This window comes from Austwickia chelonae NBRC 105200 (genome assembly GCF_000298175.1).
Lineage (GTDB): Bacteria > Actinomycetota > Actinomycetes > Actinomycetales > Dermatophilaceae > Austwickia > Austwickia chelonae.
In genome coordinates, this window is record NZ_BAGZ01000017.1 from 117,034 (window position 1) to 130,938 (window position 13,905).

The following is a 13,905-nucleotide window of genomic DNA, read 5'->3' on the forward strand; positions in this document are numbered from 1 at the left end:
TCACCGGGTTGACGGCGCCGGGGTCGACGGGGTCCGGGGGTGTTCGTCGATGCCGGTGCCGCGTCGATCCCAGGCCTGGAGGTGGTCCAGGTAGGTGCGCATCTCGGCTCGTGCCTTCTTGACGGCGGGGCGTCGACCGGCGGCGCGGACTTCTTTGAGGTAGGTACGGCGGGTCTTGCGGGGGCCGATGGCAGCTTTCTGCAGGTCGGTGAGGGGGAACGGACCGTCGGGGGACGAACTTTGAGTGGCGAGCGCGGCCTGCTCCAGATAGCGGCGTTCCTGGCGCCATACCCAGCGCAGAACGAGGAAGAAGATCCCGAGGATGGTGAGCGCCTTGCCGAGCAATGACGCGAGGACCAGGGGGCCGGTGTCGCCGAGCGGTGGCGAGTTCCACAGGAAGTGGGCGAACCATCCCAGGGTGTAGAAGCCGACGAAACCGAGGACACGTTGAGCGGCGGTCCGGTGTGTGTCGACGGTGCGCCTCAGGAGGATCGCCACACCGACCCCGACGATGGCGCTGTACACGTTGTGCGAGGTGAAGCCGATGACGAAGCGCATGACATTGGTGGTCGTGGCCTGGGTGAAGTCGTCGACGGGGCTCTGCAGGGCACCGGCGAGCCCGTAGGAGACATTCTCGACGAGTTGGAAACCGAGTCCGACGAAACCGCCGACCATGAGCCCGTGCATCGGCCGGGTGGTGGTCTGCCTGGCCAGCAGCATGACCAGCACGATGGCGATCATCTTCGTCCATTCCTCGCTGGTGGGACCGGCCAGCGCGGGCATCCAGTCGAGGGCGGCCTGTTCTCCGAGGACGTGGGGAAGGATGTACGGGTAGATGCTGTTGGCCATCATCGCCGGGTAGAGCGTGAGTGAGGCCCCGGCGCCGAGCGCTGCGAAGATCACCCAGGGGCGGCGGGCCCGGTAGGGGTCCGCGGTCAGCATCACCTTGGCGAAGATCCCGCCGGTGATCGCGTAGAAGGGGAGGAAGGTCAGGATGGAGGTCTTGACCTCGGCGATGATCGGGCTGGAGGTGCTGATGAAGGCGGTGGCGAGGGCCACGCCCAGGATCAGGTAGGTCCACCACAGCGCGGATCGCGGCCGGAAGAGTTCGTGTCCGTGGGTTGCGGGCATCAGCTGGTCGCCGTTGTTCATCGGGTGGTGTCCTTGACGTCGATCGAGGCGACGATCTCGTGGAGGTCCAGGGGGTCCTTGCCGGTCTCGTCGCTCGAGATGAGCACGACCATGGTGCTGTCGCGGGTGATCATGGCGCACTGTCCGTGCCGTGAGCTGTCGGCGGTGGTGTAGGCGCAGCGTTGTCCACGGAATCCGCTGCCGGTGGAGATCTCCGGGCCGCCGAGGTGGAGGAGTTCGCCGCTCAGCCCGGCCTGGCGGATGTGTCGGTTCATGGCGGTCTGGGGGTCGCCGATCTTCTCGGTCACGGAGATCCTGACGGACCTGTTCCCTTGGGTGTAGGTGACATCGGAGGGTTTGACGCGGTCCTGGCGTTGCCATCCGGTGGGCGCGGTCAGTTCGAGCTGTTTGCGCTTCCCGTCGGGGGCATTGCTCTCTTCGAGGCGGAAGGTCTCCCGGTGGCCCGGCGGCACCGTGCTGGTGGAGACCCCGAGCGCGATGATGAGCCCGTAGGGGAGGGCGTAGGTCAGCCCGAGCATGCCGATGAGGAGTGCTGCGGCGCGGACGTCGGTGAGGCCTTTCACTGGTTTCCTCCTGTCCGCAGGTGTCCACGGGAAGCGAAGACGCCTTCGTCGATGCCGGTGCCGCGTCGGCCCCGTGCCTGGAGAAGATCCAGGTAGTCCTTCATCTCGGTTGCGGCGGTCTTCACTCCGTGCCGGCCGTGTTCGGATCTGACCTGCGCGAAATAGGCCTTGCGGGTCCGACGGTCACCGATCGCTGCTCTTTGCTGTTCGGTCAGGGAGGGGACGTCGTCGGCCGGGGTGTCGTCGGGCCGGGCGCGGTGGAGCGAGGTGGCGGCGTCGTGGAGGAAGACCCGTTCTTCCTGCCAGATCCAGCGGAGCAGGAGGAGGGCCATCGCGATACCGGCGGCGACCTTGCCGAAGAGCATCGGGAAGCCGAGGCCGTCCGGCAGGGGGGAGTTCCACAGGAAGTGGATGGTCCAGGAGATGGTGTAGAAGCCGGCGAAGATCGCGATGCGTCGTGCGGGTGTGCGCGGCGGGTGGAGGGTGCGTCCGAGGAGGACGGCCACGCCTACGCCGGCGAAGATGCTCATGAAGTTGTGTCCGGCGAAGCCGCCGAGGAAGCGCATCAGGTTGACGATCAACGGTTCGACGAGGTCGTTCCGACTGGTGGTGACCGTGGTGTTGAGGGTGTAGGAGATGTTCTCGGCGACCTGGAAGCCGAGCCCGGTGAAGGCGCCGACCATGACGCCGTGCGAGAGCCGGGTCGTCGTGTCCTTGGCCAGCAGCATGACGGTCACGATGACCAGGGTCTTCGTCCATTCTTCGCTGGTGGGGCCCATGATCGCCGGGCTCCAGTCCTGGGTGACCCGTTCTCCGAAGAGGTGCAGCAGGGGAGCTGATGCGGCGTCGTTCACCTGCATCGACAGGTAGGAGGAGATGGTGGCTCCGCCGCCGAAGGCGGCGATCATGACCCAGGTCCGTCGGGTCCGGTAGGGGTCGCATCTCATCATCACGGCGATGAGGACGGCGGTGGTGGCGACGATGACGGTGGTGAGGATCGGCAGGTGGGATCCGGTCGAGGCCAGGGCCGGTCCCATCTCGGTCGCCTGGGCGATTCCGCAGGCGACGCACATCCCCAGGTAGACCCACCAGAGGGCGGAGTCGGGACGGAAGATCTCGTGGCCGCGGACGGGGGCGGGCGTGGGCTGCTGGGGGTTCTGTACCGGGTGATCCGTCGGGGGGTGTTCCGGCGGTGCGGCGGCCTGCGGGGGGTTCACTTCGTTGCCTTGACGGTGAGGGAGTCGACGAGGGGGGTGATGTCGTGGGCCGGGGTGCCGTGGTCGGCGGTGGAGGTGACGACGATCATGAACTGGTCCTGTCCGACCAGGGCACATCGGCCTTGCCGGCTGTTGTTCCGGTTGGCGGTGACGCCGTATTTGCCGGTGAAACCGTGGGCTGTGGTGCGGGTCTGCTCCTCGAGGTGCAGGTGTTCTCCGTCGAGGGCGGCGGACTGTACTTTGCGGGTGATCGCGGTCGGTAGGTGGTCGATGGATTTCGTGGCGCTGACGCGCACGATTCCTCCGTCGCGCAGGTAGGCGACGTCGTCCTTCGAGGCGCGGTCGACGCGCTGCCATCCGTCCGGGGCGGTGAATTCGAGGCGGGTTTCCCGGTCGAGCTCGATGCTTTCGTGGTGTCCTCGGCCGACGGTGGTGGTGGGCGCGTCGACGGTGGCTTTCGCCATGTTCGGTATGACGCCGGTGGCGACCATGAGCACGAGGAGCGCCGCGGCCGGTTTCTTGTCGGTGAGGCCCTTCATCGGGTGTTCTCCTCGGTGGATGGTCTTGACGGGTGGTGCGGCAGGAGTTCGTCGGGCGCGGGGACGAGGTGGGTCCGAGTGAGGGGGCGCGCGAGTTTTCCTGCGGGTGGTGGCGAGGAGAAGGGCGCGTTCCACCATACCTGCGGCTTCAGGAGGTCCGTTGGGCAGGTGGTGGCGATCTGGGTCGGTGCGCAAATTGAGTGTTTTTGGGCGACAGCTGTCTTCGTCGGGGACATGATGAGGGGAGCGCTCCGGTCCGGTGGTGGACCGCAGCGCTCCCCTGGTGGGTCGGGGGTCAGCCCTGGTAGACGGCGCGTTGTCCGTAGAGCTTCTGGGTGAAGGCGGAGACGGCGGCGCTGTGGTCACCGGCGGTGAGGTTGTAGGTCACGAAGTAGCCGTATCCGTCGTTGGCGGTGCGTTGGGCGAATTCGCTGATCGTCGAGGCGCTCTGTCGGGAGAAGTCGATGGCGGCGGCGCCGACCCGGGACATGTCGCGGGGGAAGGGCGGGGCCGAGTAGGTGCCGTAGTGGGGGTTGCAGACGTAGCTGATCTTATCGGCTACGTGGTTCGGGGCATTGCGCAGCTGTGCGGCGGCGGCGCCGATGTAGTACAGGGAGACGATGCTGTCCTGGGGGAGCTGTTCGCGGAGTGATTCGACGAGCCAGACGGCCGATTTGTCGTTCGCTGCGGGCACGCCGTTGCGTCCGTAGGAGACCCATTCGTCGTCGATGTCGACCCCGTCGAGTCCGTACTGTTTGACGACCTGGGCGACCTGGGTGGCGAACTGTGCGGCGGCCTGCTGGTTGGGGAAGTTCGCGAAGCCGGCCTTCTGGTGGTTGCCCAGGAGGGAGAGGGTCACCTTGGTGCCTTTGGCCTGCAGCGGTCGGATCTGGGTCTCGGCGTTCTCGAGGGTCCACTTGACCCGTTCGTTGAGGTGCAGGACGGCGTTGCCGTCGGTGCCGGAGTTGATGTTCGCGGCGAAGATGATGGCGACGTCGAAGGCTTTGCCGCCGTTGGCGAGCTGGTATTTCCCGGCGTTGGCCAGTTCGTTGGAGTTCACCTCGACGTAGACGACGCTCTTGTGTTTGCGGTCGCTGGACGCTTGGGCCGGGGGCGGGGCGAACATCGTGCCGACCATGACGAGGAGCGCTGCGACGAGGGCGGTCAGCATCCGGGTGGGTGGCGCGGTGCGGGCAAGGCTCGGGGTGGGTGTGGGATGGTGTGCTGCCATGGCTACTCCTCATTGAGTGGTGGCATCGGAAATCTGTTGCAGCGGTGAAAGACTCGGCACAGTCAGGCCAGGGATCAGTCAACACCCCGGTGTGTGCTGTGCGCAGGGGTTTCCCGGTCTTGCCGACGCTGTTGCGGAATCTTAGTGAGAACCACTGCGGCGAGAGGCGCCACCGAAGGGATGTTCGGGGCGAAAAACCCTGCCGGAGGTGGGGTGTGCCTTCCTTGTCTCAAGGAGGTTCTTCCGCGCGCCCCGCACCTCATCAACCACAACCGACCAGCACACAACGATCAGCAATAAACACCGGTGGATCCGGGCTGAGCACGAGCCCCGCTCGGATCAGCGCCGCTTGAGGATCCGAGCGGGGCCCTTGCAGCTCACTCAGCTGCGGGTTCAGTCAGCTCGGTGACGATCCTGACATGAACTTCAACAGATCGGATTCGATGAGCAGGTCCACGGCGGTGTGACCGGCGGCATAGGAGGTTCACGAGTTCATCGTGATCGACCGTGCAACTGGGAGAGTCCACGTCTTCGCCGTTTCTGGCGGCTGATGAAGGTCACTGGCCGGGAGGGATGGGGTGGAGGGCGACCCCGTGCAGGGCGAGGGGGCCGGGGACGGGGGTCTCGAACAGGATGCTGAGGTGGCTCCGGCCGGGGTGGGTGGAGACGTCCGGGCCGTGGGGGTCACGGCTGATGTCGTGGGTCTGGGCGTCGATGATCTGCGCACCAGCGCTCTCGGCGAGTCGGTCGAGCTCTTCGAGGAGTTCGTCGCGGGTGCCGGTGACGGGCGCGGTGGTGGTCCACGCTGACGCGGTCGCCCAAGCACGCTGGACCGCGCGCTTGGCTCCGACGGACGGCGCACCGGGACGGACGTCGAGCAGGTCGATCATGTCCCGCCCGAGCAGGAATTCCCGCGGCGTGGCGGGCACGGCCCGGGTGAGGACCCCGAACAGTCGGGCGGTTTCCAAGCCCCGCGTGGTGGTGGCCCCGTAGACCGGGATCGCCAGGGCGCCCCGGTCCGTCGCGGTGCCGGGGCCGATGTCGAGTGCGTCCAGGACGTTGCCGATGTCGCCGGGGGCGGCGTGCGGGGTGCGCCAGAACATCAGGGTCGCTGTGGCGGCCTCGAACTGCGCGGTCGTGGCGAGCTGGCAGGTCAGGTTGCCGGGCGCGGCGAGGGGGGTGCACCGGTACGCGGTGGTGGGCCGGTTGCTCAGCTGCGGGTGGTAGCCGGTCACGCCGAAGAGGTCGCGTTCGCGTTCGCGGGCGTCGAGGGCGTTCAGGTACGCGGGGGTCGCGATCCCGAGCAGTTCGCGACCGTGGGGGTCTGGTTCCCACCGGGCCACGGCGGCGTACTGCTGTCCGAGGGCGTCGAGGCTGGCCTCGGGATTCGCGTCAGCGGGCGCGCTGGGGTGGCGGTCGATGACGACGGGGCTGGTGGGCCGCCCGAGGTAGGTCACGTCGGCGAGGACTTCGTCGAGGACGGGCAGGTCCGCCTCGGGCAGCGACGTGGGCCAGTCGACGACGACGGCGGCACCGGCGTCGAGGTAGGTGCCCCGCTCAGGGGGTTTGCCGAGCTTCCCGAAGATCCCGCACCGGTCGGTGTTGATCTTCGTGCCGACGACCTCCACGGGGGAGTCCACAGGCACCCACCGCGAGAACGGGGTGTCCCTCGGGGTGGCTGCGGGGACGAGCAGGGTCGGGGGCGCCAGCTCGAACAGGGCCCGGGCGACCCGGACCCGTTCCGGCGTGCCGGGGCCCGGCCTTCCGGTGTACGCGGCGGACAGGATCGCCGCGGCGATCCTGGAGGGATGCGGGGGCCATTCAGGGTTCCCGCGGGTGTCGTGGGCGTGGAAACCCGCGGGGAAGGTCAGGACCAGGCTCAGATGCCGCATCAGCCCTCCTTGCCCTCGACAGGGTCTTCGGCCTGCTCGGTCTTGGCGGTCTCGAGGAGACGGGCCAGGACGGACCCGGGCAGGATCGGCACGTCCACCGGCCCGCCCCACCCGAGCTGTGCCCCGAGGTCGCGCACGATGTCGATCAGCTGCGCCCGACTGAGCACCGGGAGGGCGTCGGCGGGAGCGTTGTGGCGCAGCACCTGCCCGGTGGTGCCCTCGGGCGCGGCGATCAGCTCGGTCCCGGCCCGCAGCCGGGTCTCGGCGATGGCTTCGTCGCGCAGCAGCAGCGCCAGCGCGACGAGCAGGGCGCGGGCGGTGTCGGCGTCGACGTCCGGCCCGAAGTCGAAGCGGCGCAGCCCGGCCAGGGAGAACCACCACCGGCCTTCGATCTTCTCAAAGGTCACGTCCACGGGGGCCTTCCCGGCCTCGACCGGCGGCAGCGATCCCAACCCGACGGTGGACGGTTTCTCGCCGACGAGCTTGCTGGTGCGCCCGGCGGGTTGCAACGGCCCGAACAGGCTGTCCACGCGGGCGGTCATCCGCAGCCGGCGTGCGACGCCGGTGGCCAGCACTTCGGAGGTGACCACCCGCGCGGAGCGGGCGTCGGGGGAGACTCGGGCGTACCCGGCGAGCGCGGCGCGGACCTCTTTGTCACCGCCAGCCGCGGGCGCACCCTTGGGGGCCGCCTTCTTACTCTTCGCGTCGGCTGCGATGTGGGAATGCCACCACCCGAACAGCACCGCCAACGGTTGCCAGCGCAGCAGCATCCCAGCGTTGTTCACGGTCGCGTTCTGGATCTCCTGGAACGGGATCTCGGCTGCCTTGATCTGGGCCTGGGCCGCGCGCCAGGTCGCGTCCGCGTGCCGGTGCGACAGCCGCGCCGAGGTCGTCAGCAGCTTGCCGTCCTCGGTGACGAACCGTACGAGGGGGAACCCGATCTCTTCGGCCAGGGTTTCCGCGGCGGCCTCCATCCGGGAGGCCTGGGAGGCCCACGAGTCGATCGTGACTCCCAGCGTGCCGTCGGGCAGGGGGAACTCCCCGGCGATGTCCTTGCGGTCGGCGCGTAGCGTCCCGGCCGGCGGGGTCACTGTCGGCAGCGGGGAGTTGAACGTGGTGCGGATCTGGATACCGGCGGCGTTCGGGTCGGCTGCCCAGGCGGTCAGCTGCTCGATCACGGCGCGCGAGCTCGAAGTGGTCATGGAGGGGCTCCTATCGGGTGGTGGGGACGAGCATGCCGAGGCCGTACGCGCGGCCGTGGCCGACGCCGAGGGCCAGGGCGCGGGCGGCCAGGTCGGGGTCGGTGAGGGTGACGGTGGCTGCGAGGTCACGCACCGTGAAGTGGACGACGTCGCGACCGTTGCCGTAGCTCCGCTGCGGGGACAGGGCGACATCGTGGGCGGCCAGGCCGTGTCGGGCGAGCAGGTCGGTAGCCCACGCGGATGCTTCCGCGTCGGGGACAGCTCGCACCCGCATCGTGCCGTCAGGCTTCGTAGTGCGGTATTCGGCGGCCAGGACCGCGACCACGCGGGTGCCGTCGACCAAGGGTGGCACCTCGTGCGGGGTGCCGATGCCTGGCAGAAGGACGTCGCTGCGCAGCCGCAGCCGGATCAGGCGGGGGCTGCCCAGGGGGTCCTGGGGCAGGTCGAGGCGGTACTGGGTGCCGGTGTCGGCACGGATCGCCCGAGAACGCCCGCCGAGGTCGGGCAGGTAGGTCGCCATGCACCGGTGCGTGCGCTCGGGGTCGGCGACCAGCGACAACCAGTCGCGGGTCAGCGGCAGGTCGATCACGTGGTCCTGTAGCGGGGTCGTCATCGGCGCGGCTCCAAGGGTCGGGTGTCGGCGAAGTGCGAGATCTTCGCCCCGCCGCCGACAGAGGTCTTCACGGTGGTGTATCGCGCCCAGGACGGTGGTGCGCTCTGCTGTTCGTGCACTGCGACGAGGGAGGCCAATCCCAACGGGACCGGGTTCAGGGCCCAGGTCAGGCCTGGTCCGCGGCGCCCGTCTCGGTCGATGCCGAGCTGCCCGGCCAGGAAGGTGGTCACCCCGAGGTAGGCCAGGAGTTCCACTGTCGGGACGGTGATCACATCCTCGGTGCCGTACCGCAGCCGTGGTGTCGTCTCGGCGGTGGTGAACCGCAACGCGATGCCGCTCTTGCGTGGCCTCGGGTAGCCCCCGGTGAGCAGGACTTCCAGGTCGCGGGCGAGGTCCTCGGTCTGGTCGAGGCGGATCTGTTCGATCGTGTCGGCTTTGCGCCCGGTGGGGGTGGGCCACAGGTCGGCCAGCGATTTCCGGGCGTAGCTGCGGCCAGTGACCAGTACCGTCGACGCGGGGGAGACCTGCGGGTCTTCGCTGACCTTGCCGTTGATCCGCCCGTAGTCGAAGACCCGCAATGCCGCATCGAGTTCCGGGTCTTCCCAGGAGCGGTCCGCCAGTTCGCGGACCACCGACCAGGCCGGGACCGTGGTCTGGACGTGTGCCGGGATCGGGAATCCCTCCGGTTTCGTCGCTTCGGCGGTGGACTTCGCCACCACCACCGCCAAGTCCGCGGGAGCGTCTTCGCAGTGCAGCACCGGCGTGGTGTCGGTGAAGGAGAGCTCCGCCGGGCCGGGCGCGACCCGCAGTAGACCCACCGCGGCCAGGTAGTGCGCCGGGTTCGAGGCGTCCAATGCCGCCAACTGGTAGGCGCTCACCGGGACACCTCCATCACATGCGCCGATGCCGGTCCGGCTGGGTCGTCCGGGACGGGCTTGGGGAGGGCCTCATCGCGGGAGACCTGCCAGTCCGCCAGCCGTACGATCGTCTCGGCCAGGGCGAGCGTGTATGGCCCGTATCGCTGGTTCAACTCGGCGAACTCCTCTGTCCGGGTCTGCCACTGCGCACAGTTCGGGTCCTGATATCTCGGGATGGGCACTTCGGCGTGTTCGATCACCGGACCCGGCCCCCGGAAGAACCCGTGATGGGTCAGTACCAGGTGCCGCACCAGCGCCGGGTCGTGAACGGCGACCTCGCCGGCGCTCACTGCGGCATCGAACAGATCCGCGGAGGCTGCTTCGTGGCGGTACTGCGCCGGGATCCCGATCATCGCCCGCACCCGAGGCCACCAACGCCGCGGCAGCCGAGATTTCGCCAACACCGAGGGGCGCGACGGGTCCGTCATCGACTTCGCCGATCCGTCGAGGTTCGGGTCCGCCACCGACTTCAGCATCCCCGTGTCATCGATGAAGGTCCGCAGTTCGGCTTGGACGATGCCCTCGGCCTTTCCGTCGTCGTGATGTCTGCCCGCGGCCGCGATGTCCTCGATCACACGCGGGGCCAACCCGATGGCTTGCGCCCAGGCGCGGGCCTGCTCACCGACCGCCTGCTGATGCTCTGTGAGGAACACCGACCGGTCGGGGACTGTTTCGACTTGGGCGCGGACCCGGCGCAGCTGCACCCACCCGACTCCCATCCCGTCCGCATCCACGAGCTCTTCGGCGGTGAACGTCGGCGCCAGCTCCTCCGGTGCGCCGCCTCCGGTGATATATCCCGCCGCCGCGTCGACATCGCCGCTGCGGGCCAGCCCCTTCAACGTGCTCAGGTCGGCGGGGGAGAGGCCACTTTCCGGCAGGGCCTGGCCGTCCTCGAGGAAGGCCGTCTCGTGGCCGGGACGGGGCGTCAATCCGAACGGTCGCGTCGTCGCTGGTCGGATGGAGATCAGGTCGGCGCCGGCTTCGGTCAGCCCGAACGCGTTCTCGATGGGGGCGCTGACCAGCAGCCAGCCTGGGCGCAGATCCTCTCGGGTCGGGGCCAGATTGACCGGTTCGATCCCGGCCGGGTCGAGCAGCACCATTCGCCGTTTCGCCTTACTCGCCTTCACCAGTAGGTCGGCTGCCGCGGGGAGGGGAACGGTCCAGATCTCCCCTGGAAGCGGGGGGCACGACGCAAGGTGCTTCGCGACCGCGGTGTCGTCGACCAGGTCGATCAAGGCGTCCCGGAATGCGACCTGGACTTCGGCGGCCTGCTCCTGCGGGGCCCGCAGCCAGCGGCCTACTGCCACTTCGTGGGGGGATCCGGCTGTCGCGACATACGACTCGAAGTCGTGCCGGGTCAACACTGCGACCTCGGGGACCGGCGGGTCCCACCCGGCTTCGCCTTCCCCGGCCGGGGGTGAGATGAGCAGGTCGCTCAATTCACCCATCGTGCTTGGAGCGTGCTCGACCAGCGCGGCCGCCAAGGCAGCCCCCGCGGAGCCGTACACCGGCTCCGGGCCGTTCGCGCCGACGACCAGCGTGACCGTGCAGTCCTTCCGGTCCCCGACTCGATTCCCTCGCCCCAACCGTTGGATCAATGCTTCCCGACTGCACACCGCACTGACGACGTCATCGGCGTCGAGGTCGGCGCCGACCTCGAGTGCTTGGTTCGTCACCAACACCACTGCGGGGGCGCTTGCCCGGTCCGGGTGGCCTGTGCGGTAGCGGGCCAACGCGCCCAGCCAGTCCGCCCGGGCGTATTCCGGCATCCCGCCGATCACTGCGATGACTTGCGCGCCGGCCTGCTTCACTGCTGTGGACCGGCCCAGTGCGGTCGCGAGGCTCTTCACCGTGGCCGCGGTGTTGGCGTACACCAACGTCAACCGGCCTGCCCGGACGGGCACCGATCCCGCGTATTTCGCCAGCGCCGCGTCCGAGGTCTTGCCTTCCCCGCAGACCACCTGCACAGTCGTTGCGCGGCGCTGCTCCTGTTTGTCTCGCAGCTCGGGCCGTGCCGCGAACTCGGCGTCGAAGTCGAATGGTGCACTGCCGCCGCGCGGGGTCGCGGTCATTTCCACTACCTGCCGTGGCGGGACCGTGCCGGCGAACCACGTCTCCTCGAGCGCCTGCCGGTCCAGAACTCGCAATGTCGTCAAGGCCTGCGCCGCGATGTGTGCCTCATCCAGGATGAAGAGGCAGTCTGTGCCGACCAGGGCCGCTTCGATCGCGCGCCGGTTTGGTGCCACCCCGTACCCGCGCCACAACAACCGCGACATCACCAGGTCGATCGTGCCGAGAATGATCGCCGGGCCAGCAGGGACCCGAATGTTCTCCGGCCGCTCGGGCATCCCGCCCCGCAACTGCCGGACCTCGACGGCCGACCCGCTCCCCGACAGGCCTGCCAGGACGTCGCTCACGGCCGCGATCGCCTCCGAGCCTGGCCCGGACGGCACCGATCCCTCTGCCGTGGTCGCTTCGAGGGTGTCCTTGATCCGCTGCGCCGTCGTGTACGTGTGGTCGACCACGGCTCGCCGGTCGACCACCACCACGTACCGCATCGGCACCTTCCGGACTGTGCCCGGCTCCCGCGTCACCCGTTCGAGATCTACCGCCAATGCCCACAGCCACGCCACCATCAGCGACGTCTTGCCGTACCCGGTGGGCACCACCACCTGCTCTAACGGCTCCCCAGCTACCAACTCGGCAGCCGCAGCCTCCTGCCACACATAGGGAACGTGCCCTGTCACCGCCTTGAAGAACACTGCGAACGAGGGCAAACCGCCAGGCACATCATCCGACCTTGTTGTCACGACCCCGACCGTAATCGCGCCCACCGACAACACAATGCGCGCCCGAGACAACGCCCCCTGGTAAGCTCATGCTGAAACACTTCACCGTCGCTGTATCACTGCAGGTCGGGAAGAGTCCTCCCCGCATACGCGGGGGTCGAGGATCGGGCCCCGGTGGAGTCCGACCGTGGCTCGAGTCCTCCCCGCATACGCGGGGGTCGAGGTCCAGGGCAGCAGTCGCGGCGGCCGCGTCATCGGTCCTCCCCGCATACGCGGGGGTCGAGGCCCTGGTACGCCCTGCTCATCCCGAATCCCCGAGTCCTCCCCGCATACGCGGGGGTCGAGGGTCTTCGGCGACGACTTCAGGCGGTACGGCGCCGTCCTCCCCGCATACGCGGGGGTCGAGGGGGCGACCCGGGCAGCGGCGGCGGCGGGTCTACGTCCTCCCCGCATACGCGGGGGTCGAGGCCTGAAGCGCGCCTCCTGGATTGAGTGGTCGGCGTCCTCCCCGCATACGCGGGGGTCGAGGTTGGCCCCGTCATCCAAAGCGATGCTCGACCTGGTCCTCCCCGCATACGCGGGGGTCGAGGCCCGACGACGCTCCCTAACGGCGGTCACGGGTTGTCCTCCCCGCATACGCGGGGGTCGAGGAGATCAAGATAATTCGCGCTCGCTTCGCTTGTCGTCCTCCCCGCATACGCGGGGGTCGAGGCCCCCAAGCCGGTGCCGGTCACCTGACCGCGAGGTCCTCCCCGCATACGCGGGGGTCGAGGACCGAGATCGACGCGGTCCTCGAGGCGCAGGCGTCCTCCCCGCATACGCGGGGGTCGAGGTGCCATCGCGACGATGGCACTGACCACGGCCACGTCCTCCCCGCATACGCGGGGGTCGAGGGGTCATCCCGATCGATAAAATCGCCTAGGAGCCGTCCTCCCCGCATACGCGGGGGTCGAGGCCTCTGCTTACAACGACCCGAACGACCTTCGGGGTCCTCCCCGCATACGCGGGGGTCGAGGGAACGCCAACTCAGGGTGGGCGCAGGATCCGGTGTCCTCCCCGCATACGCGGGGGTCGAGGGTCGAATCCGAGTTCGCAGCTCGGACCCAGGTCGTCCTCCCCGCATACGACGCGGGGGTTGCTGGTGATGCACCAGCATCGACCACGAGAACCCGCTGCGGGGAAGGCATTACAGCATCTCGCTCTTCGGGTGCGACCGCGCTCCAGGGGACCTGACGGTCTGCAATTTCCTGGGACAGGGCCGCTCGGGCACACCGGCGATCCTGTCCCAGGAGCGAAGCCGCCACCGACCACACTCCCGACCTGGTGGCTTCCGATGAACCGTCCCAGCCGGTGCACGTCACCTGCCGTTGCCGGCGTCCCGCAGCTGAACAAGCAGCCGAGGCCAGTTCGTCGCTCATCGCCAGCATCGTCACCGTGACCGCAGCGCCCATCAGCGCCTGGGCTGCCCGAAGCACCATCGCAACAAAGAAAACCAACGAACTAGAGAGGAAGCGATCTGTGACAGCCCGCCGTTCACCAACAGCAGACAAGCCGCGCCAGGGGCCGTGAATTCCTCGTTCTGCCCTTGTCCTTGCCCGCAGGTAGGGCGGAGGATGCAAAGGAAGGAGCTGAACGTCATTCAAAGCTCTTCCTGAAGAGTGCTGCACGCCGGACGAGCCATCAGTCACGACATACCTCCAGTAGGGAGTGGCAGTGAAACGTCAGGACGTTTGGGCGTTCTCGTCGGCGGGCTGACCTGGAACATCGTGGAAAAGCCGGACACACGCGAA

The 13,905-nt window shown here is 68.5% G+C and carries 10 protein-coding genes and 1 CRISPR repeat array; all 10 genes read right to left on the minus strand.

The genetic code is table 11. The features are described 5' to 3' along the window. Entirely contained in the window at window positions 1–1,152 is a 1,152-nt protein-coding gene (locus AUCHE_RS12350; protein WP_006503656.1) for a PrsW family intramembrane metalloprotease, read from the minus strand. Beyond that, entirely contained in the window at window positions 1,149–1,715 is a 567-nt protein-coding gene (locus tag AUCHE_RS12355; protein WP_006503657.1) for a hypothetical protein, read from the minus strand. The genes AUCHE_RS12350 and AUCHE_RS12355 overlap by 4 nt, the downstream gene beginning before the upstream one ends. Further along, complete coding sequence (locus tag AUCHE_RS12360; RefSeq protein ID WP_040322372.1) at window positions 1,712–2,932, minus strand: PrsW family intramembrane metalloprotease; 1,221 nt, start codon at window positions 2,930–2,932, stop codon at window positions 1,712–1,714. Before AUCHE_RS12360 ends, AUCHE_RS12355 begins: the two co-directional genes overlap by 4 nt. Further along, complete coding sequence (locus AUCHE_RS12365; RefSeq protein ID WP_006503659.1) at window positions 2,929–3,471, minus strand: hypothetical protein; 543 nt, start codon at window positions 3,469–3,471, stop codon at window positions 2,929–2,931. Before AUCHE_RS12365 ends, AUCHE_RS12360 begins: the two co-directional genes overlap by 4 nt. A gap of 295 nt (window positions 3,472–3,766) precedes the next feature. Next, window positions 3,767–4,702, minus strand: coding sequence for an endo-beta-N-acetylglucosaminidase H (locus tag AUCHE_RS12370; protein WP_006503660.1), 936 nt, complete (start codon window positions 4,700–4,702; stop codon window positions 3,767–3,769). Window positions 4,703–5,259: 557 nt separating this feature from the next. Further along, window positions 5,260–6,594, minus strand: coding sequence for a type I-G CRISPR-associated protein Csb2 (csb2, locus tag AUCHE_RS12375; protein WP_006503661.1), 1,335 nt, complete (start codon window positions 6,592–6,594; stop codon window positions 5,260–5,262). Then, complete coding sequence (gene cas7g, locus AUCHE_RS12380) at window positions 6,594–7,796, minus strand: type I-G CRISPR-associated RAMP protein Csb1/Cas7g (RefSeq protein WP_006503662.1); 1,203 nt, start codon at window positions 7,794–7,796, stop codon at window positions 6,594–6,596. The genes csb2 and cas7g overlap by 1 nt, the downstream gene beginning before the upstream one ends. Window positions 7,797–7,806: 10 nt before the next feature. Further along, window positions 7,807–8,409 (minus strand): type I-E CRISPR-associated protein Cas6/Cse3/CasE, encoded by a 603-nt coding sequence (locus AUCHE_RS12385; protein ID WP_006503663.1) that lies wholly within the window; start codon window positions 8,407–8,409, stop codon window positions 7,807–7,809. Further along, complete coding sequence (locus AUCHE_RS12390) at window positions 8,406–9,287, minus strand: hypothetical protein (protein ID WP_006503664.1); 882 nt, start codon at window positions 9,285–9,287, stop codon at window positions 8,406–8,408. The genes AUCHE_RS12385 and AUCHE_RS12390 overlap by 4 nt, the downstream gene beginning before the upstream one ends. After that, the gene (gene cas3g, locus AUCHE_RS12395; protein ID WP_006503665.1) at window positions 9,284–12,115 is read right to left on the minus strand and encodes a type I-G CRISPR-associated helicase/endonuclease Cas3g; all 2,832 of its coding nucleotides are present in this window, start codon (window positions 12,113–12,115) and stop codon (window positions 9,284–9,286) included. Before cas3g ends, AUCHE_RS12390 begins: the two co-directional genes overlap by 4 nt. A 135-nt stretch (window positions 12,116–12,250) precedes the next feature. Beyond that, window positions 12,251–13,192: a CRISPR direct-repeat array (repeat unit 28 nt; unit sequence GTCCTCCCCGCATACGCGGGGGTCGAGG). Window positions 13,193–13,905 lie beyond the last annotated feature (713 nt).

Excerpts from the sequence above, each read along its gene's own strand:
- cas7g (WP_006503662.1), bottom strand. The coding sequence starts at position 7,796 with ATGACCACTTCGAGCTCGCGCGCCGTGATCGAGCAGCTGACCGCCTGG.
- AUCHE_RS12370 (WP_006503660.1), bottom strand. The coding sequence starts at position 4,702 with ATGGCAGCACACCATCCCACACCCACCCCGAGCCTTGCCCGCACCGCG.
- AUCHE_RS12350 (WP_006503656.1), bottom strand. The coding sequence starts at position 1,152 with ATGAACAACGGCGACCAGCTGATGCCCGCAACCCACGGACACGAACTC.
- AUCHE_RS12385 (WP_006503663.1), bottom strand. The coding sequence starts at position 8,409 with ATGACGACCCCGCTACAGGACCACGTGATCGACCTGCCGCTGACCCGC.
- csb2 (WP_006503661.1), bottom strand. The coding sequence starts at position 6,594 with ATGCGGCATCTGAGCCTGGTCCTGACCTTCCCCGCGGGTTTCCACGCC.
- AUCHE_RS12365 (WP_006503659.1), bottom strand. The coding sequence starts at position 3,471 with ATGAAGGGCCTCACCGACAAGAAACCGGCCGCGGCGCTCCTCGTGCTC.